The sequence below is a fragment of the Edaphovirga cremea genome, assembly GCF_003332275.1.
In the GTDB taxonomy this organism is placed as follows: Bacteria; Pseudomonadota; Gammaproteobacteria; order Enterobacterales; family Enterobacteriaceae; genus Edaphovirga; species Edaphovirga cremea.
Genome location: NZ_QOVA01000003.1, coordinates 285,726 through 306,719, shown reverse-complemented (window position 1 = coordinate 306,719; position 20,994 = coordinate 285,726). Strand labels below are relative to the sequence as shown.

At 52.1% G+C, this 20,994-nt stretch carries 18 protein-coding genes; 9 read left to right on the top strand and 9 right to left on the bottom strand.

What is annotated here, in order from left to right:
• Positions 1-68: 68 nt before the first annotated feature.
• Positions 69-722 carry a bifunctional tRNA pseudouridine(32) synthase/23S rRNA pseudouridine(746) synthase RluA gene (gene rluA / locus DRI82_RS06555; RefSeq protein WP_114192696.1) on the top strand — a complete coding sequence of 218 codons (654 nt, stop codon included), beginning with the start codon at positions 69-71 and terminating at the stop codon, positions 720-722.
• A 38-nt stretch (positions 723-760) separates the two neighbouring features.
• On the opposite strand, the gene djlA is transcribed toward rluA, so the two are convergent.
• The gene (gene djlA, locus DRI82_RS06550) at positions 761-1,567 is read right to left on the bottom strand and encodes a co-chaperone DjlA (protein WP_114192695.1); all 807 of its coding nucleotides are present in this window, start codon (positions 1,565-1,567) and stop codon (positions 761-763) included.
• 184 nt (positions 1,568-1,751) lie between these two features.
• On the opposite strand from djlA, the gene lptD reads away from it, so the two are divergent.
• From lptD to apaH, 6 genes are all read left to right on the top strand, one after another.
• Positions 1,752-4,085, top strand: coding sequence for an LPS assembly protein LptD (lptD, locus tag DRI82_RS06545; RefSeq protein ID WP_114192694.1), 2,334 nt, complete (start codon positions 1,752-1,754; stop codon positions 4,083-4,085).
• Positions 4,086-4,152: 67 nt separating this feature from the next.
• Complete coding sequence (surA, locus tag DRI82_RS06540) at positions 4,153-5,451, top strand: peptidylprolyl isomerase SurA (protein WP_114192693.1); 1,299 nt, start codon at positions 4,153-4,155, stop codon at positions 5,449-5,451.
• Complete coding sequence (gene pdxA / locus DRI82_RS06535; protein WP_114192692.1) at positions 5,438-6,433, top strand: 4-hydroxythreonine-4-phosphate dehydrogenase PdxA; 996 nt, start codon at positions 5,438-5,440, stop codon at positions 6,431-6,433. The genes surA and pdxA overlap by 14 nt, the downstream gene beginning before the upstream one ends.
• Positions 6,426-7,259 carry a 16S rRNA (adenine(1518)-N(6)/adenine(1519)-N(6))-dimethyltransferase RsmA gene (rsmA, locus tag DRI82_RS06530; RefSeq protein WP_114192691.1) on the top strand — a complete coding sequence of 278 codons (834 nt, stop codon included), beginning with the start codon at positions 6,426-6,428 and terminating at the stop codon, positions 7,257-7,259. The genes pdxA and rsmA overlap by 8 nt, the downstream gene beginning before the upstream one ends.
• Positions 7,259-7,636 (top strand): Co2+/Mg2+ efflux protein ApaG, encoded by a 378-nt coding sequence (gene apaG, locus DRI82_RS06525; RefSeq protein ID WP_114192690.1) that lies wholly within the window; start codon positions 7,259-7,261, stop codon positions 7,634-7,636. The genes rsmA and apaG overlap by 1 nt, the downstream gene beginning before the upstream one ends.
• Before the next feature lie 3 nt (positions 7,637-7,639).
• Complete coding sequence (apaH, locus tag DRI82_RS06520) at positions 7,640-8,494, top strand: bis(5'-nucleosyl)-tetraphosphatase (symmetrical) ApaH (protein ID WP_114192689.1); 855 nt, start codon at positions 7,640-7,642, stop codon at positions 8,492-8,494.
• Between the two features lie 96 nt (positions 8,495-8,590).
• Here apaH and folA read toward each other — a convergent pair whose 3' ends face one another.
• The 3 genes from folA to DRI82_RS06505 form a co-directional block, all read right to left on the bottom strand.
• Positions 8,591-9,073: a type 3 dihydrofolate reductase gene (gene folA / locus DRI82_RS06515; protein WP_211317637.1), complete on the bottom strand. Its 483-nt coding sequence runs from the start codon at positions 9,071-9,073 to the stop codon at positions 8,591-8,593.
• A 221-nt stretch (positions 9,074-9,294) separates the two neighbouring features.
• Positions 9,295-9,759, bottom strand: coding sequence for a threonine/serine exporter (locus DRI82_RS06510; protein ID WP_170138679.1), 465 nt, complete (start codon positions 9,757-9,759; stop codon positions 9,295-9,297).
• The gene (locus DRI82_RS06505; RefSeq protein WP_114192687.1) at positions 9,756-10,538 is read right to left on the bottom strand and encodes a threonine/serine exporter family protein; all 783 of its coding nucleotides are present in this window, start codon (positions 10,536-10,538) and stop codon (positions 9,756-9,758) included. The genes DRI82_RS06510 and DRI82_RS06505 overlap by 4 nt, the downstream gene beginning before the upstream one ends.
• Positions 10,539-10,689: 151 nt before the next feature.
• On the opposite strand from DRI82_RS06505, the gene DRI82_RS06500 reads away from it, so the two are divergent.
• Positions 10,690-11,304 (top strand): LysE family translocator, encoded by a 615-nt coding sequence (locus DRI82_RS06500; protein ID WP_114192686.1) that lies wholly within the window; start codon positions 10,690-10,692, stop codon positions 11,302-11,304.
• Positions 11,305-11,446: 142 nt separating this feature from the next.
• On the opposite strand, the gene kefC is transcribed toward DRI82_RS06500, so the two are convergent.
• From kefC to dapB, 5 genes are all read right to left on the bottom strand, one after another.
• A complete protein-coding gene (gene kefC, locus DRI82_RS06495; RefSeq protein ID WP_114192685.1) occupies positions 11,447-13,294 on the bottom strand; it encodes a glutathione-regulated potassium-efflux system protein KefC in 1,848 nt (615 codons plus the stop codon).
• Positions 13,287-13,856, bottom strand: a complete 570-nt coding sequence (kefF, locus tag DRI82_RS06490; protein WP_114192684.1) for a glutathione-regulated potassium-efflux system oxidoreductase KefF — start codon at positions 13,854-13,856, stop codon at positions 13,287-13,289. The genes kefC and kefF overlap by 8 nt, the downstream gene beginning before the upstream one ends.
• Before the next feature lie 242 nt (positions 13,857-14,098).
• Positions 14,099-17,323 (bottom strand): carbamoyl-phosphate synthase large subunit, encoded by a 3,225-nt coding sequence (carB, locus tag DRI82_RS06485; RefSeq protein ID WP_114192683.1) that lies wholly within the window; start codon positions 17,321-17,323, stop codon positions 14,099-14,101.
• Between the two features lie 14 nt (positions 17,324-17,337).
• On the bottom strand, positions 17,338-18,486 hold the full coding sequence (carA, locus tag DRI82_RS06480; protein ID WP_114192682.1) for a glutamine-hydrolyzing carbamoyl-phosphate synthase small subunit: 1,149 nt from the start codon (positions 18,484-18,486) through the stop codon (positions 17,338-17,340).
• A 470-nt stretch (positions 18,487-18,956) separates the two neighbouring features.
• Entirely contained in the window at positions 18,957-19,778 is an 822-nt protein-coding gene (gene dapB, locus DRI82_RS06475; protein WP_114192681.1) for a 4-hydroxy-tetrahydrodipicolinate reductase, read from the bottom strand.
• 315 nt (positions 19,779-20,093) lie between these two features.
• On the opposite strand from dapB, the gene DRI82_RS06470 reads away from it, so the two are divergent.
• On the top strand, positions 20,094-20,963 hold the full coding sequence (locus DRI82_RS06470; protein ID WP_114192680.1) for an SMP-30/gluconolactonase/LRE family protein: 870 nt from the start codon (positions 20,094-20,096) through the stop codon (positions 20,961-20,963).
• Positions 20,964-20,994 lie beyond the last annotated feature (31 nt).

The window sequence follows — 20,994 nt, the reverse complement described above, 5'->3', positions numbered from 1 at the left end:
CACCAGTAAATGACACGCCGCGGGAGAATAGCCCGCGGCTGTGTACTATTCTGAACTGCGGAGTCCTGATGGAACCCTATAATCCACCGCTCGAGCCCTGGCTGCATATCCTGTATCAGGACGAGCATATCATGGTGGTCAATAAGCCCAGCGGTCTGCTGTCGGTACCTGGCCGTGCGCTGGAGCACAAAGACAGCGTCATGACGCGCGTTCAGCGTGATTTTCCCCAGGCAGAATCCGTACACCGTCTCGATATGGCCACCAGCGGCGTCATTGCCGTTGCTTTGACCAAAGCGGCTGAACGCGAGCTGAAAAGGCAATTTCGCGAGCGTGAACCCAAGAAATCGTATATCGCGCGAGTTTGGGGACACATTGAGAAGGATGAGGGCGTCATCGATTTGCCGCTGATTTGCGACTGGCCGAACCGACCAAAGCAGAAAGTGTGTTATGAAACCGGGAAGGCCGCGCAGACCGATTATCTGGTACTTGAACGTGCAGAAGATGGTACCAGCCGGGTAAAACTCACGCCGATCACCGGGCGTTCCCACCAGTTACGCGTGCATATGCTGGCGCTGGGGCACCCGATTCTGGGAGATAATTTCTACGCCCACCCAGAAGCCAGGGCGCGCGCGCCACGCTTACTGCTGCATGCGCAGGAATTAATGATCATCCACCCCAAGTTCGGCAAACCTATGCATTTCCGTTGCGAAGCCGATTTCTGATTTATCCCCCCTCATGATAATTATGAAGGGGGATGCACTTATTTGAATCCTTTCTCGCGTTTGATCAGATCGTAAGCAGCCTGAATCTCCTGCGCCTTCTGTTTTGCCATTTCCATCATTTCCGGCGGTAACCCTTTCGCCACCAGCTTATCCGGATGGTGTTCACTCATCAGCTTGCGGTAAGCACGTTTGATCGTCGTGGGGTCATCCTGTGGATTGATCCCCAGCACTTTGCAGGCATCTTCCAGCGTTGGCCCTTGCTGTCCAGCCCAACCGCCCTGCCCGCCGCCCTGCCCACCGAATTGGGTACCCCCTTCCATCATGCTGAGAAATTGATCGAACTGCTGGCGGGAAATCCCCAGCTCTTCGGCAATGACGTACAGCACCTGACGCTCATTCGGATGCAGCGAACCGTCGGCAAACGCCGCCTGAAGCTGAATCTCCAGAAACATACGGATCAGGTCGAAACGGCCAAAACAGACGCTGCGCAGCTCCCGCAGTTTTTCACGCAGTGGAAACTGGCTCTGTTTACCTTGGCGAAACGCCTGTTGCGCCTGGGTACGCTGATCGCCATGCAGTTGCAGACGATCCATAAACTGGCTGGCAACCTGAATATCGGCCTCGGTCACCCGCCCTTTCGACTTGGTCAGGTGTCCCATCACCTGAAATGTCGTGCGGAAAAAAATTGATTGCCGTGTCTGCTGACCAGAAAAATAACCGCGGCTTTTGCTTGCACGCGCCTTATCGACCATGTGTCCAATCAGCAGTCCCAATACCACACCCCAGAAGCCCATACCGGACATTAATCCCAGTACAAGTCCGAGCAGCTTTCCCCAATACTGCATATACTCCTCAATTCATCATGCCGTCGCTTAAAATTTGCATTATCATACTCGTCATTTATCTCTGTGCCTAACAACGACAGATTTTGACGGCGGGATTTAACACTAGCGCAACGCTGATGAGTGATATAGTCTCTGACCGTTTGCCGGCATGATGCCTCTGATGACGGAACACTGAATACCGCGTATGAAAAAAAGTTTCCCAACACTGCTGGCCACAATGATTTGGACGGCACTTTATAGCCAGGGTGCCCTGGCCGATCTCGCTGCGCAATGTATGCTCGGCGTACCTGTTTACGACAAACCGTTAGTGAGCGGCGACCCCAATAGCCTACCTGTGCATATTCAGGCCGATAAAACGGACGCTAATTTTCCGGATAGCGCCCTGTTCACGGGTGATGTGAATGTGCAGCAAGGCAACAGCACGTTGACTGCCGAACAAGTTGAACTGAATCAAATTCAGAAAGAAGGTCAACCTGATCCGGTGCGCACAGTAACGGCGACGGGCAATGTGCATTACAACGATAACCAGATCATATTGAAAGGCCCCAAAGCCTTTTCAAACCTGAACACCAAAGATACCGATGTGGATAAGGGCGATTACCAGATGGTAGGTCGTCAGGGCCGTGGCGACGCCGACAAAATGAAGATGCGCGACAGTAACCGCTATACCATTTTGGAAAACGGCACCTTTACCTCTTGCCTGCCCGGCGATAACAGCTGGAGCGTGATGGGAAGTGAAGTAATCCACGATCGCGAAGAAGAAGTCGCTGAAATCTGGAATGCGCGCTTTAAGATTGGCCCAGTCCCGGTTTTCTACAGCCCCTATTTGCAATTGCCGGTCGGTGACCGCCGCCGTTCTGGTTTCCTGATCCCCAATGCGAAATATGGCAGCAAGAACGGTTTCGAGTTTGCCTTACCCTATTATTGGAATATCGCACCAAACTTTGACGCCACGATCACGCCGAATGAAATGACCAAGCGGGGTTTGCAATGGCAGAACGAGTTCCGCTATCTGACCGGTTTGGGTACAGGTCTGATCGGGTTTGACTATCTACCGGATGACAGCGAGTACAAACGAGACAACCCGGACGATGATGATAATACCCGTTGGCTGTTCTACTGGGGCCACAGTGGCGTTGTGGACAAGGTGTGGCGATTCAATATCGATTACACCAAGGTCAGTGATTCCCAGTACTTCAACGATCTGGATTCCAAATACGGCTCCTCAACCGACGGCTACGCGACGCAGAAATACAGCATCGGTTACGCCAATGAGAATTGGGATGCCACGCTGGCAGCGAAACAGTTCCAGGTCTTTGCCGATATCAGTAATCCGAACGTCTACCGGGCGATGCCACAGCTCGATCTGAATTACTATAAGAATGATGTCGGTCCGTTCGACGTGCATCTCTATGGTCAGGTCGCCCGGTTTACCAACGTCAACCCGAACTATCCTGAAGCGACACGGCTGCACTTTGAACCGGCGATCAATCTTCCGTTGACCAATGGCTGGGGAAGTCTGAACACCGAAGTCAAAATGCTGGCGACGCATTACCAGCAGGATATTCCTGACGATTTTTATGATACCGATCTCAAATCATCAGTCGATCGCGTAATGCCGCAGTTCAAAACTGATGGCAAGATGGTGTTTGACCGCGACATGGATTGGTCGAAAGGCTATACCCAGACTCTCGAACCGCGATTGCAATATCTCTATATTCCTTATCGCGATCAAAGTGATATCTACACCTATGACTCAACTCTGCTGCAGGCGGACTATACCGGCCTGTTCCGCGATCGCAGTTATAGCGGCCTGGATCGCATTGCTTCAGCCAACCAATTGGCAGGCGGTGTCACGACGCGTATTTATGATGATGCGCTGGTTGAACGATTCAATGCTTCCGTGGGTCAAATCTACTACTTTACTGCGCCGCGGACCGGTGACACGTCATCGATTATCGATCAAAATGACGATACAGGAAGTTTGGTCTGGGCTGGTGACAGCTACTGGAAGATCGCTAATAACTGGGGTGTCCGTGGTGGATTGCAGTATGACACCCGTCTGGATAGCCTGTCGTTAGGCGACGCCGTACTGGAGTACCGTAAAGATGCTGACCGTATGGTGCAGTTGAATTACCGCTACGCCAGCCCGGAATATATCCAGGCGACACTGCCACAAGTGACCAACCCTGGCTATCAGCAAGGTATTTCCCAGGTGGGCATGACGGCCAGTTGGCCGATCGCCGAGCGTTGGGCCGTGGTAGGGGCCTATTACTACGATACGAAAGCCAATCAGCCCGCCAATCAGTTGGTGGGGGTGCAATACAGTACGTGCTGCTGGGCGATCAACGTCGGGTATGAGCGCAAAATCACTGACTGGAACAACACCAATGAAACGAGTAAGTATGATAACAGAGTGTCATTCAACATCGAATTGCGTGGCCTGAGCAACGATCATAGTCTGGGTACCGGCGAAATGCTGCGCTCGGGTATACTGCCGTACCAACGTGCGTTTTGATGCTCCGTAACGCTTTGAATACTGTAAACTTTAACCCGCTTTTGCGAATTACATAAATGGAAAAGGTATGAAGAACTGGAGAACGCTTATTCTCGGATTGGTATTTTGCGCCAGTACCGCGTTCGCAGCACCGCAAGAAGTCGACAAAGTTGCCGCCGTCGTGGATAACGGCGTTGTTCTTGAAAGCGATGTGACGGGCCTGATGCAATCCGTAAAACTCAGCGCCAAGCAAGCCGGCCAGCAGTTGCCGGATGACGCCACGCTGCGCCATCAAATTCTTGAACGCCTGATCATGGATAACATTCAGTTGCAGATGGCGCAAAAGATGGGCATCACGCTGACTGATGAAGATGTGGATAAAGCCATTGCGAATATTGCAGGGCAAAACAACATGACGCCAGATCAGTTGCGCAGCCGTTTGGCCTATGAAGGGGTGAATTACAACACTTACCGGGCGCAAATCCGTAAAGAGATGTTGATCTCCGAAGTGCGTAACAATGAAGTTCGCCGTCGCGTTTCTATCCTGCCTCAGGAAGTGGAGACATTGGCAAAACAGGTTGGCGCGCAGAACGACGGTGGTGCAGAGATGAATATCAGCCATATCTTGTTGCCACTGCCGGAAAATCCAACGCAGCAACAGGTTGATGAAGCCGAAGCTCTGGCTAACAGACTGGTTGCTGAAATTAAAGGTGGCGCTGACTTTGGTAAATTGGCTATCACTTATTCTGCCGACCCTCAGGCGCTGAAAGGCGGCCAGATGGGATGGGCAAAACTTCAGGAATTGCCAACGCTGTTCGCTGAAAGATTGCAGACGGCAGGCAAAGGGGCCACCGTGGGCCCCATCCGTTCTGGCGTAGGTTTCCACATCCTGAAAGTGAATGATATACGTGGCAACGTTCAAAACGTGTCCGTAACTGAAGTTCACGCACGCCATATCCTGCTGAAAACTTCAGTGGTTCTGACGGACGATCAGGCGCGGGCGAAACTGGAAGATGCGACTAACCAGATTAAAAACGGTACCGCTGATTTTGCCTCACTGGCCAAAGAGCTTTCCCAGGATCCAGGTTCAGTACAGCAAGGTGGCGATCTCGGCTGGGCATCACCAGACATGTATGATCCCGCTTTCCGTGATGCGTTGCTGAAGCTGAAAAAAGGCGAGATCAGCAAACCGGTGCATTCTTCATTTGGTTGGCATTTGATTCAACTGATGGATACCCGTCAGGTTGATAAAACGGATGCTGCCCAGAAAGATCGTGCCTACCGGATGCTGTTTAACCGTAAATTTGCTGAAGAGGCACAAACCTGGATGCAAGAACAACGCGCCAGTGCTTATGTGAAGATTCTGGATGGCAATGCAAAACCATAGTAAACGTGTGGTCATCACCCCCGGCGAGCCAGCCGGGGTTGGGCCGGATCTGGTGATTGCCCTGGCTCAGCAGGCGTGGCCTGTTGAGTTGGTGGTTTGCGCCGATCCGGCCCTGTTAATTCAGCGGGCACAAACCTTGGGATTGCCACTGACCTTGCGCGACTATTCTGCGCAGGACGCCGCACAACCGCAAACCGCAGGGACACTGACGCTGTTGTCTATTCCTACGGCGGTGCCTGTGGTCGCTGGCGCACTCAACGTGGCAAACAGCGCCTATGTGGTTGATACGCTGGCGAGAGCCTGCGATGGTTGCCTGAGCGGTGAATTTGCTGCCCTGATTACCGGGCCGGTACATAAAGGCATTATCAATGATGCTGGCGTGGCCTTCAGCGGTCATACTGAATTCTTTGCCGATCGCAGCCATTGCGATCGTGTGGTGATGATGCTGGCAACCGAAGAGCTGCGTGTCGCGCTGGCAACCACCCACCTGCCATTATTGGCCGTGCCGGGTGCGATTACCCAGCAGAGCCTGCATGAAGTGATCACGATTCTGGATCACGACCTACGAACCAAATTTGGTATCGAACACCCTGAAATTCTGGTCTGCGGTCTTAATCCGCACGCCGGTGAAGGGGGCCATATGGGCCACGAAGAGATCGATACCATCATTCCGGCCCTGCAATCCCTGCGTCAGCAAGGGATTCGGTTGGTCGGCCCGCTGCCTGCAGATACGCTGTTTCAGCCGAAATATTTGCAGCACGCAGATGCCGTATTGGCGATGTATCACGATCAGGGTTTACCCGTGCTGAAATATCAGGGTTTTGGCCGGGCGGTAAATATTACCCTTGGACTGCCTTTTATCCGCACCTCCGTTGATCATGGTACCGCATTGGAACTCGCTGCGACCGGCACTGCCGACGTTGGCAGTTTCAAAACGGCATTACATCTCGCCATTAAAATGATAAATAATTGCAATGAATAATCGAGTCCACCAAGGGCACTTTGCCCGCAAACGTTTTGGACAAAACTTCTTAAACGATCAGTTTGTTATCGACAGTATTGTCTCGGCCATCCACCCGCAGCCGGGTGAGTCCGTTGTTGAGATCGGCCCCGGTCTGGGTGCGTTGACCCTGCCCGTTGCCGCAAAGATGGATCGCATGACGGTGATCGAGCTGGATCGCGATCTGGCCGCACGCCTTGAGACACATCCACAGTTACAGAACAAGCTGACGATCCACCAGCAAGACGCCATGAAATTCAACTTTGCGCAATTGGCTGAGCAGGAAGGACAGGCGTTGCGGGTGTTTGGCAACTTGCCTTACAACATCTCCACACCGCTGATGTTTCATCTTTTCAGCTATACTCAGGCCATTCGCGACATGCACTTCATGTTGCAGAAAGAGGTGGTAAACCGTCTGGTTGCCGGGCACAACAGTAAAACCTATGGCCGCCTGACCGTAATGGCGCAATATTACTGTAACGTCATACCTGTGCTGGAAGTTCCGCCAACCGCGTTCACCCCGGTACCGAAAGTCGATTCTGCAGTAGTACGCCTGGTACCCCACACGACGCTGCCTCATCCGGTGGGTGACGTCCGTGTTCTGAGCCGCATTACCACCCAGGCTTTCAATCAGCGCCGCAAAACGGTGCGTAATAGTTTGGGCAACCTGTTCAGCGTTGAGCAACTCATTGAGTTGGGCATTGATCCGACCATGAGAGCAGAAAATATTTCTGTGGCTCAGTACTGTAAGCTGGCAAACTGGCTGTCTGAGCATCCACAACAGCAGGAATCAGAGGAGTCGCTGTAATGATTAACTCGCCCCGCGTATGTGTACAGGTACAAAGCGTCTACATTGAGTCGCAATCCATACCTGAAGATGAGCGTTATGTTTTCGCTTATACCGTCACGATACGAAATCTGGGGCGACATAGCGTTCAACTTCTTCGCCGTTACTGGCTGATTACCAATAGTAATGGGCGCGAGACAGAAGTTCAGGGCGAAGGTGTCATTGGCGAAAAGCCATTGATTCTCCCCAGCAATGAGTTTCAATACACCAGCGGAGCCATTCTGGAAACGCCGCTGGGTACCATGGAAGGGCATTACGAAATGGTCGATCACCAGGGTGAATCGTTCCGTGTTGCAATCCCTGTGTTTCGCCTGGCGATCCCAACTTTGATTAACTAATAAATGTCGACATATCTGATCGGTGATGTTCACGGCTGTTTTGATGAACTACACGCGCTGCTTGCGCAGGTGAACTTCAATACAGAGCGCGATACCTTATGGTTGACGGGCGACCTGGTTGCCCGCGGTCCGGCTTCACATGAAGTCCTGCGCTTTGTCCGTTCACTCGGTTCTTCCGTGCGGATGGTACTTGGCAATCATGACCTGCATCTGCTGGCGGTATTCGCCGGAATCAGTCGCAATAAACCCAAAGATCGTATTACCTCGCTGCTTGAAGCAGACGATGCGGATGAGTTGATCAACTGGCTGCGCCGTCAACCGGTTTTACAGGTCGATAACGAACTGAAGCTGGTGATGGCGCACGCAGGAATAACACCGCAGTGGGATCTCAAAACAGCGCAGATGTGCGCCCGTGAAGTGGAAGCGGTATTACGCAGTGACAGCTATCCGCTGTTCCTTGATGCCATGTATGGTGACATGCCCAATAATTGGAGCCCCGATCTTTCGGGGTTGGCGCGGCTGCGTTTCAGTACCAATGCCCTCACCCGCATGCGTTATTGTTTCCCCAATGGCCAGTTGGATATGATTTGCAAAGACTCCCCAGAGAATGCGCCCATGCCGCTCAAACCCTGGTTCCATTTGCAGAATCCAATTGTTGAAGCCGGTTATTCAATTATTTTTGGTCACTGGGCGTCACTGGAAGGCAAAGGCGCACCAGCAGGTATTTACGCGCTGGATACCGGATGTTGCTGGGGGGGCGATCTGACCATGCTACGCTGGGATGACAAGACGTTTTTTACCCAACGATCCAATCGTCGCGAAGAGCTGGAAAACAGCAATGCCCCGCTCGCGTCTTGATATCTTCTTGCAGGGAATTCCCGACTCAGCAAGTATGAGCTGAAAGCAAAAAGGCACCGAAAGGCGCCTTTTTTGCTTACTTAGGGATTCGCGCGATTAACGGCGGCGATCCAATATTTCGAAGCAATAGCTGTGCGTGTTCTGCTCATCAGCGTCATGAAACTCGCTGAAGGTACTTTCCCATTCATCAGGCTCGTAATCCGGGAAGTGGGTATCACCTTCCACTTCAGCATCAATATGCGTCAGATACAGACGATCGGCTTTGGCGAGGAATTGGGTATAGATACGACCACCGCCCATCACCATGACTTCCGGCACATCACCGGCTGCCTGAAGCGCGTCATCAATGGATATTGCCCAGGTGACGCCATCGTGATTGCCCGGCTGGCTGCTGATCACAATATTTTGCCGTCCCGGTAACGGGCGTCCGATAGATTCAAACGTCTTACGTCCCATAATTACCGGTTTATTAAGCGTGTGATGTTTGAACCACGCCAAATCAGCCGGTAAATGCCATGGCATGGCGTTTTCCATACCAATAACGCGATCCACTGCCAGTGCAGCGATCAGGCTGATAATCATTATTTAACCCTGTGTAGTCGGAAGAGTTGTCGCCGAAAAAGTGCAGACACTATACGGAAAGGGCTTTCGACAGTCGATAGCGATAATCAAGAGCCCGCAATTTATAAGATAGCTCTTAAAAAAGCCGACGCTTTTCGACGTAGTACCCCAGAAGAACCGGTTTTAAGCCGGTTTTTCTGTCAGCACGCAGCAGTCAGGGTAGCGAAAGATTTCCCCGGTCATACGCCTGGGCGTTTGCGATATAGCCACAACCCCGGCAATGACAGCCCGATGGAGAGCGCCCCTACGATGAAACTGGCTTTCAAAAAGTGGGTCACCATTGTCGACATCAGCTCTTCGGTATAGCCAAGATGGGAGATCTCGACCACCGAAATCATGGCGGTATACGCCGAGATCCCTGGGAACATGGGAATAACGGCAGCGACAGTAAACACTTTGGGATGCGCCAACAACCAGCGCGACCAATTAATCCCGATAACGCCAATCAGAATCGAAGCCAGCAGCGACGCCCACTCAATATTCATGCCGTAGTGCATCATCAGCATGCGTGAACCATGGCCTGCAGCCCCCAGCAGCGCACAATAGCGCAATGCCCGGACCGGCACATTGAAAACCATGGCAAAGCCCAATGCTGGAATGGCAGCCAACACCATATCCTGCAGCAGTGCCCACAAAAGACTCATGCCCACCCCCGCAAATGCCACAGCGACATCGCCATCACCACGCCAATACAGGTCGCGAGAGTCAATAAACTGGCCATGGTCCAGCGGGCCAGGCCAGTATTGACGTGGCCTTTGAACATATCAGCGACCGCATTGATCAGCGGGAACCCGGGTACCAGCAGCAAAACGCTGGCCGCCATTGCGACACTGGACGCATTGTGGAAATACTCTACTCGCAGCAGCAGTCCAGATACCGAGGTCGCCACAAAAGCCGTAATGCAAAAATTTATCAGCGGATTCATATGCCGGGAGGTCAGCACCTGCCGCACATACATTGCCAGACCGCTGGCAAGGAATGTCACCACGGATGCATCCCAATCACCGCCGTTGAGCCGACTGAAACAGGCGCAGGAAAGTGCCACCATCACGACAACCAGCCAACGTGGATAGCGCAGTGGCTTGATGTGCTCAAGGCGTTTTTCCACGCCTTTACTGTCGAGCAGTTTGTGTTCAGCCATAATCACGATGTGCTGCACTTCAGTCACCACATGCATGTTGATCCCGCGATCGACATTTTTACGCGTGGACGTCAGGCATGTCCCTTGGCTTATCGTCGTAAGCACCACCGCATTGGCGGAAATAGAGCTTTCTACGCTGTCCATCCCCAGCGAAATACCAAGGCGAGCAGATAACTGCTCAACCAACATGCTTTCTGCGCCGTGTTGCAAGAGCAACAACGCACATTGGATACACAGTCGGGTGACCTCCCGCTGCTGCAAATGGGGTGTAGAGGCGTTCATTGCTCCATCCTGGGGCGAGGTAAAATAACAACCATGAAAAAAGAAGGGGAATTGTTAGCACATCGGTAAGAAATAACCAATAAGTGTCATGATAAATACTGACACTCGCGGTATCATTCTTTCTGGTTCTCTTCTTTCCCTGGTTAGATTTATGCTTGAAACATCATTGTTCGTTGCCACCATAGCCACACTCGGCATGCTTTCACCGGGTCCGGATTTCTTCATGGTGATTAAGAATGCCACCCGTTATCAGCGCACAACAGCGATGTTCACGGCGTTGGGCGTCGTCTGCGGCGTTGCCACCCACATGTCTTATTGCGTTGCTGGCCTCGCGGTCGTGATAACCACCACACCGTGGCTGTTCAACTTCCTGAAATATGCGGGTGCGGTCTATTTAATCTGGATCGGCATCCAGGCGCTATTATCACGCAGCGACAGTAAGATGAATCTCGACCAGATCAAGTCGCAGCAAACCAGCATTAAATCAGCCTTTTTGCAGGGATACCTTTGCAATTTGCTCAATCCCAAAGCAACGCTGTTTTTCCTGGCGGTCTTCACCCAGGTGTTGCAAATCAACTCAAGCATTAGTGAAAAACTGCTGTATGCCGCGATCATCTTCGGTTTGGCTGCCATCTGGTGGCCACTATTGGTGGTGCTGATTCAAAGTGGTCCCGTTCGTCGCGGAATTAGCAAGGCACAGAAAATCATCGACAAGTTACTGGGTGGGGTTTTAATCGCGTTGGGTATAAAAGTCGCCCTGAGCTAGGTGTTGCTGTTTTAAGCGTTGCTGTTTTAAGTATTGATAGTTTTAAGCATTGCCTGTTTTACGCATTGAGCGTTGACCGTTTTGAGCATTGACTGTTTCAGGCTGAAATCGCCCCGGCAAATCCACTACCGGGGCGACAGGATTAACTGAGGGTTTTTCCCTCTTCTGGTTCCAATCCCTCTTCTATTTCACCTTGCCAGCCGAGTTGCTGCACGTCAGACAGGCGCTGCTGATCCTGCGCAATAGCGCTAGTCAGCATTTCTTTGTTGCGCTGCAACGAAGCAATACGGAATTCCGTATCCTCATAATTCGGCAAGGTTTCTTCCAGCATATTAAGGTTGTAGTGACGGAATTTATCTGCTTTTTCCCGAGCCTCGTAAGCGCCATAACCCAGCAACTCCAGTGCCTGACGGCCAATCCGCAGCGAACCTTCAAACAGTTCCCGCTCCGGCATCGCTATTCCGCGCAGACGGAGTTGATAATAGTGATCGACATCGCGTGCGCGGGCGATAATCTTCACCTGCGGGAAGTGTTCGCGCATCAGATCGGTGAGTTGCAGATTGGCTTCAACGTCATCTATGGCATTGATCAATACCTTTGCCTGCCCTGCCCCCGCCGATTCCAGCAACTCTATGCGGGTCGCGTCACCATAAAATACTTTCATACCGAATTTTCGCAGCGTTTCGATATGGTCTGGGTCATGATCGAGAACCACCGCCTGAACGCCATTCGCCAATAACATGCGTCCCGCGATCTGCCCGAAGCGGCCAAAACCGGCAATAATCACGCTGCTATGGTGATCAATCGCATCGTCCGGTCGGGAGTCTTGCTCGACATTCTTTTCCAGCCGGGTAGCCAGAACCAGCAGCAACGGTGTAATGGCCATCGACAAAGCCACGGCAAGCGTCAACGCCTTGGCCCAGTCCAGTGGCAAAACCCCTGACATCTGTGCTGCGCCGAAGACCACAAAAGCAAATTCGCTGCCTTGTCCCAGCAGAATGGCAAACATAACACGCTGTTTACGCGGGACTTTCAACCAAGGCGCAATCAACCACAACAGTGCCGCTTTCAGCAGCATGAAGCCAAAAAGTAATGTCGCGATCAGGAGCGGATGATCGATCAGGGTACCAAAGTCGATCGACATTCCAACACCGATGAAAAACAGCCCCAGCAACAACCCCTTGAACGGTTGAATATCACTTTCCAGCGCATGGCGATACTCGGAACTTGCGAGCATAACCCCAGCCAGAAAAGCCCCCATCGCCATGGAAAGTCCGGCCATTTCCAGTAACACGCCAAACCCGAATACCAGGAAAAGTGCGACGGCACTAAACACTTCCCGCATACCGCTGCGGGCCACGAAGTGCAGCAGTGGCCGGGTCACATAACGCCCAAGCAAAATCACCATCGCCAACGCACCGACCACTTTGCCAGCCGACAAGGCAAACGCCCCCAACGAGGTGCTTGCGTTGCTGCTTGCCAGCAATGGAATCATCGCAACCAATGGAATCGCGGCGATATCCTGAAAAAGCAGCGCGGCAAAACTGCTGTGCCCCAGCGGAGAAATGGTCAGGTTGCGTTCGTTCATTGCCTGCATGGCTATCGCCGTAGAGGAAAGCGCCAATGTCAGTCCAATCAACGCCGCAATTTTCCAGTTCAAGCCGAGCAAATAGCAAAACAGGCTCAGTACCAATCCACAGCCAATCATCTGGATGCTGCCGCCGCCAAAAACCGCAGCCCGCAAATTCCACAAGCGCTTGGGATCCAATTCCAGCCCGATGATGAACAGCATGAGCACAACACCGATCTCGGCAAACGTCAGAATGGATTCCGCATCCGATACCAGCCTCAGCCCCCAAGGGCCGATAATGCAGCCGGCAATCAGATATCCCAACACCGACCCCAAACCAAAACGCACCGCAATGGGCACAATCAGCGCCGCCGAGCCCAGATAAACCAGCCCTTCGATCATCATTGAATGATTATCCATGCTGAACTCCTGATGCAGCGCCCCGATCGGCGAAATCCCCATGCTCAGCAAGATACCCGCGCAGTCGCGACAGATAATGTTCACCGGCGACATCCAACGTTTTCTGATCGCAAGCAAAGGTATTATGAACGGCAAACGGCGGTAACCAGTTCATGCCGCAGTAGAGCGCCGTAGCCTGTAACGGTTGCGCCAATACCTCAAAACCGGGAAAACCACCGAGATCGAAATGATGGGTATCGCCACCCGTAGTGACCGCCCATAAGCAGTCCTTACCGCGCAGGGCATGGCCGTCGTGACCATACGCCCAACCGTGCTCCAGTACTTTGTCACACCACATTTTCAGTAACGGTGGCATGCTGTACCACTGCAATGGATGTTGCAGAATAACCAGTTTGGCGCGACTCAACGCCTGCTGTTCAGCCTGAACGTCCAGGGCAAAATCAGGATAAAGTTCATAAAGCGAGCGAATCTCAACGCCATCCAACGATGCCACCGTCTGCAATAAGTGTTTATTGGCGTGGGAGTGTCGTGGATAGGGGTGAGCATAGATAATCAGAATCATGTCAGTCTCATTGCGAGTTAAATGCCCTAAGCGCAGCTTAGCTTATCGCCAAGGGGTCAGCCGAAAATTATGTCAGAGGAATACCCATACAGGAAATAGATGTATTTATTTCGGCGAAACAAAAAGGAGGGAGTGAAATGAAAAAGACCCGGGAACCGGGCCTTTCAGCATCAATGGCTATACCCGCCATACTTCACGTTGCAGGGAGGCGGCAACTCGAATTATTTAGGGTATATATGTTCTCAACCTTTGATTTTAGCGTGCATTTCCTGAACCGAAATGACCTGCTCGGTTGGATCGGAATTCAGGGCCATCGCCGTGGCGAAACCGCCGTTCAGCGTGGTGTCATAATGCACTTTATATTGCAGCGCACTTCGGCGGATCAGCTTGGAGTCTTCAATCGCCTGACGCCCGGCAGTGGTGTTCACGATGTAGGTATATTCGCCATTCTTGATGCGATCCTGAATGTGCGGACGACCTTCATGCACCTTGTTGACCAGACGCGGATTGATACCGGCTTCACCCAGAACAACCGCCGTGCCGTGCGTGGCATCCAGTTCAAAACCGTGCTTGAGCAGCTTGGCGGCCAAATCAACCACGCGGGTTTTATCCCCTTCGCGAACGGACAACAGCGCGCGACCAGATTTCTTCATACCCGACTGGCTGCCCAGCATAGCTTTTGAAAATGCCTCGGCAAAAGTGCGTCCAACGCCCATGACTTCACCGGTGGAGCGCATTTCTGGCCCAAGTATCGGGTCAACGCCTGGGAATTTGTTGAACGGCAGCACCACTTCTTTTACAGAGTAGTACGGCGGGATAATTTCCTCGGTCACACCCTGATCGGCCAGAGTCTGTCCAACCATCACGCGAGCCGCGACTTTCGCCAGAGGCACGCCGGTCGCTTTCGATACAAACGGAACGGTACGCGCAGCACGAGGGTTAACCTCAATCAGATAGACTTCGTTATCCTTGACCGCAAACTGTACGTTCATCAAACCACGGACACCGAGTTCGAAGGCCAGTTTCTCCGCTTGCTGACGCATGACATCCTGAATCTCTTTGCTCAGGGTATACGCTGGCAATGAACAGGCTGAGTCACCGGAGTGAACGCCCGCCTGCTCGATGTGTTCCATGATGCCGCCAATCAGTACGCGCTCACCATCACAAACAACATCAACGTCAACTTCGATCGCATCGTCCAGGAACCGATCCAGCAGAACTGGCGCATCATTCGACACACTGACCGCATTCTGGAAATAACGCTTCAGGTCGACTTCGTCATAGACGATTTCCATGGCACGACCACCCAGCACATAAGAAGGACGCACCACCAGCGGATACCCAATGGTTACCGCTTTCTCGACTGCCTGTTCAATCGTGGCAACCGTGGCATTGGCGGGCTGTTTCAGGCCCAGACGATTAACCGCCTGTTGGAAACGTTCACGGTCTTCAGCACGGTCAATCGAATCCGGACTGGTTCCGATGATAGGCACACCAGCGGCTTCCAGATCACGGGCCAATTTCAGTGGCGTCTGCCCGCCATACTGAACGATAACCCCAAGCGGTTTCTCGATGCGGACAATTTCCAGTACATCTTCCAGCGTAACCGATTCAAAGTACAAACGGTCAGACGTGTCATAGTCGGTAGAAACGGTTTCAGGGTTACAGTTGACCATAATGGTCTCATAACCGTCTTCACGCAGTGCCAGCGACGCATGGACGCAGCAATAATCGAACTCAATCCCCTGACCGATACGGTTTGGACCACCGCCCAGCACCATGATTTTAGGACGATCGTTGGTTGGGTTTGACTCACACTCTTCTTCATACGTGGAGTACATGTACGCCGTATCTGTTGAAAACTCCGCGGCGCAGGTATCCACACGCTTATAGACCGGGTGCAGATTGAACTTGTGACGCAGTTTGCGCACTTCGCTTTCAGCGACGCCCACCAGTTTGGCCAGACGTGCATCAGCAAAACCTTTGCGTTTCAGCATGCGCAGGAAGTCATAGCTCAGGCTATTGAAGCCACCTTCAGAGACCTGCTCTTCCAGCCGCACCAGCTCTTCAATTTGCACCAGGAACCAGCGGTCAACGTTAGTCAGGTTGAAGATGCCGTCAACAGACAGGCCAGCGCGGAATGCATCGGCGATATACCAAATCCGGTCTGAGCCCGCTTCTTTCAGCTCGCGACGAATTTTGGTCAGGGCTTCCGGGTCATCAAGGCTGACTTTGGGATCGAAACCGCTGGCACCCACTTCCAGGCCACGCAACGCTTTTTGCAGGGATTCCTGCTGTGTGCGACCGATCGCCATGACTTCGCCGACTGATTTCATCTGGGTAGTCAGGCGGTCATTGGCACCGACGAACTTTTCAAAGTTGAAGCGAGGGATTTTGGTCACAACATAGTCGATGGACGGTTCAAACGAGGCCGGGGTTTTGCCACCGGTGATGTCGTTCATCAATTCGTCCAGCGTGTAACCCACCGCAAGTTTGGCCGCGACTTTGGCAATCGGGAAACCTGTCGCTTTCGAGGCCAATGCGGAAGAACGCGATACACGCGGGTTCATTTCGATAACGATCAGGCGACCCGTTTTCGGGTTAACCGAGAACTGGACGTTGGAACCGCCGGTTTCTACGCCAATCTCACGCAGTACCGCCATCGAGGCGTTACGCATGATTTGATATTCTTTGTCGGTCAAGGTTTGCGCAGGCGCAACGGTGATGGAGTCACCGGTGTGAATACCCATGGCATCGAAGTTTTCGATCGAGCAGACGATGATGCAGTTGTCGTTTTTATCACGCACCACTTCCATCTCATACTCTTTCCAACCAATCAGCGACTCATCAATCAGCAGTTCTTTGGTTGGAGAGAGATCCAGGCCGCGCTCGCAGATTTCTTCGAATTCTTCACGGTTATACGCAATACCGCCACCGCTGCCGCCCATAGTAAAGGAAGGACGGATAATGCACGGGAAACCAACGTCAGCGGCAACCGCCAGCGCTTCTTCCATATTATGGGCAATGCCTGAACGCGCAGTATCGAGGCCAATTTTCTTCATGGCTACGTCAAAACGACGGCGGTCTTCTGCTTTATCAATGGCATCTGCGGTAGCACCAATCATGGTGACACCAAACTCTTTCAGCACGCCCTGACGCTCAAGCTCAAGCGCACAGTTGAGCGCAGTCTGCCCACCCATGGTCGGCAGCACCGCATCCGGGCGCTCTTTCTCAATAATTTTACGCACGACTTCCCAGTGAATCGGCTCGATATAGGTAGCATCGGCCATTTCCGGGTCAGTCATGATGGTTGCCGGGTTGGAGTTCACCAGCACCACACGATAGCCTTCCTCACGCAGGGTCTTACAGGCTTGCGCACCGGAGTAGTCAAACTCACAGGCCTGACCGATAACGATCGGACCCGCGCCCAGAATCAGGATGCTTTTAATATCTGTACGTTTTGGCATTGTCTCGCTCCTGATTAGTTGGCGTTAGAACGGTAAGTCTTAATCAGCTCGATAAAGTGATCGAACAACGGTGCGGCATCATGCGGCCCGGGGCTGGCTTCCGGATGTCCCTGGAAGCTGAATGCCGCTTTATCTGTGCGGTGGAGACCTTGTACCGTGTGGTCAAACAGCGATTTGTGCGTCACTCGCAGCGTTGCTGGCAGATCGTTTTCATCGACCGCAAAACCGTGGTTCTGCGCGGTGATCATCACCGTATTGTTATCCAGATCTTTAACCGGATGGTTACCGCCGTGGTGGCCGAGTTTCATTTTCACGGTTTTCGCGCCGCTGGCCAGAGCCAGCAGCTGGTGTCCGAGGCAGATACCAAATACGGGAATATCCGTCTCAAGAAATTGTTTGATTGCAGTTATTGCGTAATCGCACGGCGCTGGGTCGCCCGGGCCATTCGACAGGAAGATACCGTCGGGATTCAACTTCAGCACGTCGTCAGCGGACGTTTGCGCCGGGACAACGGTCAGGCGGCAGCCGCGATCCACCAGCATGCGCAGAATATTGCGTTTCACACCGTAGTCATAGGCCACAACGTGGAAGGGCAGTTGATCTTCTTTCATCGCTTCCGGCAATTCACCTTCCAGCGTCCAACTCCCCTGCAACCAGCTATAGGTTTCGCTGGTCGTGACTTCTTTTGCCAGATCCATCCCTTTCAGACCAGGGAATGCCTGTGCTTTTTCCAGCGCCAGCGTGGCATCAACATGATTGCCCGCAATAATGCAGCCGTTTTGTGCGCCTTTCTCACGCAGGATCCGCGTCAGTTTGCGGGTATCGATATCGGCGATGGCAACAATGTTATGGCGTTTGAGGTAATCCGAGAGGCATTCCTGACTGCGGTAGTTGCTGGCAATAAGAGGTAAATCGCGAATCACCAGGCCTTGGGCATGTACAGAGGAGGATTCTTCATCGGAGGCATTGGTGCCGACATTGCCGATATGGGGATAAGTAAGAGTAACGATCTGGCGGGAGTAAGAAGGATCAGTGAGGATTTCTTGATATCCGGTCATCGACGTATTGAAGACCACTTCCCCCACTGCCGTGCCTTCTGCCCCGATGGCCCGACCGTGGAATTGGGTTCCGTCTTCCAGAACCAATAGCGCTGACTTAATCAAAGCATCCTCCAAGGAATAAACAGTCACAATATTTGCATATTAATTCAGATCTCGCGATCTAAATCAACGCAAAAATCGCCCTTAAAGCTAATTTTTGGCAAATTGCGCGCATTCTAATGATGAGCGATCGGTTTGTCTACCAAAAGCACCATTTTTTTACTGATTTATGCTCAACTCACTGAATTAAGCACCCCACGCGCTCAAAAGCATGGGCTAAGTTAGCATAGTAATCGGTTGCCAGCGTATGGGAATAGACAAACGGGGTAAAAATCCGAGTTTACCGGCAGGACTGAATGAGGTGAACTAAAAAAGCAGCGCATTTCCATTGTAAAAGCAAAGTTATACTCACTAAGCCTTAGGATTATGCCGAGAGCTCTATTTTCGATGGATAAAGAAAAGGGCAATTAAATTATTGCCCATTAATCAAAATATTATGACTAAATTAACCACATCACGATGGTAGAAAACTGCTATAAATTGTCAAGACCCAGGACATCTCTCATATCGAAAAGGCCTGCTTTCTTATCAGAAACCCATTTTGCCGCACGAACCGCACCATTTGCGAAAGTCATACGGCTGGAAGCCTTGTGGGTAATCTCTATCCGCTCACCAACATCAGCAAACATCGCCGTATGTTCACCTACAATATCGCCAGCACGAACAGTCGCGAAACCAATGCTCTTTGGATCGCGCTCCCCGGTATGCCCTTCTCGTGCATACACCGCGCACTCCTTGAGATCGCGTCCTAAAGCATCGGCAATGGCTTCACCCATTGCGAGAGCGGTACCTGAAGGTGCATCAACCTTATGACGATGGTGTGCTTCAATAATTTCAATGTCCGTATAGTCGCCCATAACCTTGGCGGCCTTCTCCAGCAGTTTCAACATGACGTTGACGCCTACGCTGAAATTGGCGGCAAATACGATGCCAATATCGGCAGAAGCGGCCTTGATTGCGGCTTTACCTGCCTCATCAAAGCCCGTAGTGCCGATAATCATGTCTTTTGCATGCTGACGGCAAAATGCCAAGTGAACCAGTGTGCCTTCAGGGCGGGTGAAATCGATCAACAGATCAAAATCCTCGCTGACGGCCTGTAAATCACTGCTCACAATCACCTGAAGCGCACCGACACCGGCCAGCTCACCAGCATCAGTCCCCACCAAGCTGGATCCTTCGCGCTCAAATGCAGCACCCAAACGTACTCCGTCTGCCTGATGTACAGCTTGAATCAGCTGTCGGCCCATACGGCCACCCGCTCCCGCGATTGCTATGCGGATATCAGCATTGCTCATAATTACTCTCTTATTTGTGTCTTCTGCCGTGAATCAACCTCAGGTTAACGACCTGCTCGCTGTACCGCCAGAGAATTTGCCGGATAATTAGAAATATACGATAAAGGCGGTTTAACATCAGTAAAAGCTATCGGACATGCAACAAAAAATGTGCATCGGTTCACTTAAATGCGCATTCAGACGACGGTACACGGTTAGTCATATTTCCCGCATAGCCATGCACTAGCCTATTGTGTAAAAACGGCTAAAATAAATGACATTGAAATTAACGATCTGTGACCAATAGACAAGTATTTCAGGGAGAGTTAATCGGCCATGTCCTCTTTTTTACGCTCAGAATTTACCGCAGTAGGCGATTACCGTGCCGAGTTGGGCGAAACACCCGTATGGTGCGATCGCAGTCAGTCCTTACTTTGGGTTGATATTCTGGCGCAACGCCTTCTGCGCTATTGGCCAGCAACCGCAGAGATTACGATCCATTTGTTACCAGAACTCACCAGCGCGGCACTGCTAACGGAACGGGACGATATATTCCTCCTGCTCTGTCAATCAGGCATCCGACGCTATGACTTTGCGCGTCAGAGTACAGAATTACTCTGCCCTTATCCTGACGCACCAGGAACGCGCCCCAACGAAGCGGCAATCGCGCCCGATGGTTCTCTCTGGTTTGGTGCAATGGATCTTGCCGAAAAAGATCCCATCGGCGGCTGGTATCGTTATCAGCATGGCGACACTATGGCTACCCGCATGATGGACGCCGTCACTATTCCCAATACGCTGGTGTGGTTTGAAGGCAAAGTCTGGTTTGCGGACAGCGCGGCAAAACGGTTTTACTCTGGCAATGCCCGACGCATCGATCGTAAAAAGATCAGTTGCTACTCTTCGGGTGATACGACACCCGATGGTTCGGCATTAAGCCGTGACGGTCAGTTGATTAACGCCTGTTTCGGCGGCGGTTGCCTGAGACGTTATCAAATCAATCAGGGTGAGTTATTGGCGCAAGACGATATTCCGTTGCCCGTAGGGCAACCAAGTTGCTGCACGTTTGGGGGTTCTGACATGAAAACGCTGTTTGTGACGTCTGCGCGAAAGCAACTTGAGTCACCCGGCGAACTGGATGGCGCACTTTTGCAGGCGAAAACCAGCGTGACGGGAGCCGCCCAACATCGCTTTATTTTTTCCTGACGCCATAAAAAATGCCGGTCAATTGCACCGG

What these genes read in the sequence shown, in the direction of transcription:
- rluA (WP_114192696.1), top strand. Translation starts at nt 69, where the DNA reads ATGGAACCCTATAATCCACCGCTCGAGCCCTGGCTGCATATCCTGTAT.
- djlA (WP_114192695.1), bottom strand. Translation starts at nt 1,567, where the DNA reads ATGCAGTATTGGGGAAAGCTGCTCGGACTTGTACTGGGATTAATGTCC.
- lptD (WP_114192694.1), top strand. Translation starts at nt 1,752, where the DNA reads ATGAAAAAAAGTTTCCCAACACTGCTGGCCACAATGATTTGGACGGCA.
- surA (WP_114192693.1), top strand. Translation starts at nt 4,153, where the DNA reads ATGAAGAACTGGAGAACGCTTATTCTCGGATTGGTATTTTGCGCCAGT.
- pdxA (WP_114192692.1), top strand. Translation starts at nt 5,438, where the DNA reads ATGCAAAACCATAGTAAACGTGTGGTCATCACCCCCGGCGAGCCAGCC.
- rsmA (WP_114192691.1), top strand. Translation starts at nt 6,426, where the DNA reads ATGAATAATCGAGTCCACCAAGGGCACTTTGCCCGCAAACGTTTTGGA.
- apaG (WP_114192690.1), top strand. Translation starts at nt 7,259, where the DNA reads ATGATTAACTCGCCCCGCGTATGTGTACAGGTACAAAGCGTCTACATT.
- apaH (WP_114192689.1), top strand. Translation starts at nt 7,640, where the DNA reads ATGTCGACATATCTGATCGGTGATGTTCACGGCTGTTTTGATGAACTA.
- DRI82_RS06510 (WP_170138679.1), bottom strand. Translation starts at nt 9,759, where the DNA reads ATGAGTCTTTTGTGGGCACTGCTGCAGGATATGGTGTTGGCTGCCATT.
- DRI82_RS06505 (WP_114192687.1), bottom strand. Translation starts at nt 10,538, where the DNA reads ATGAACGCCTCTACACCCCATTTGCAGCAGCGGGAGGTCACCCGACTG.
- DRI82_RS06500 (WP_114192686.1), top strand. Translation starts at nt 10,690, where the DNA reads ATGCTTGAAACATCATTGTTCGTTGCCACCATAGCCACACTCGGCATG.
- kefC (WP_114192685.1), bottom strand. Translation starts at nt 13,294, where the DNA reads ATGGATAATCATTCAATGATGATCGAAGGGCTGGTTTATCTGGGCTCG.
- kefF (WP_114192684.1), bottom strand. Translation starts at nt 13,856, where the DNA reads ATGATTCTGATTATCTATGCTCACCCCTATCCACGACACTCCCACGCC.
- carB (WP_114192683.1), bottom strand. Translation starts at nt 17,323, where the DNA reads ATGCCAAAACGTACAGATATTAAAAGCATCCTGATTCTGGGCGCGGGT.
- dapB (WP_114192681.1), bottom strand. Translation starts at nt 19,778, where the DNA reads ATGAGCAATGCTGATATCCGCATAGCAATCGCGGGAGCGGGTGGCCGT.
- DRI82_RS06470 (WP_114192680.1), top strand. Translation starts at nt 20,094, where the DNA reads ATGTCCTCTTTTTTACGCTCAGAATTTACCGCAGTAGGCGATTACCGT.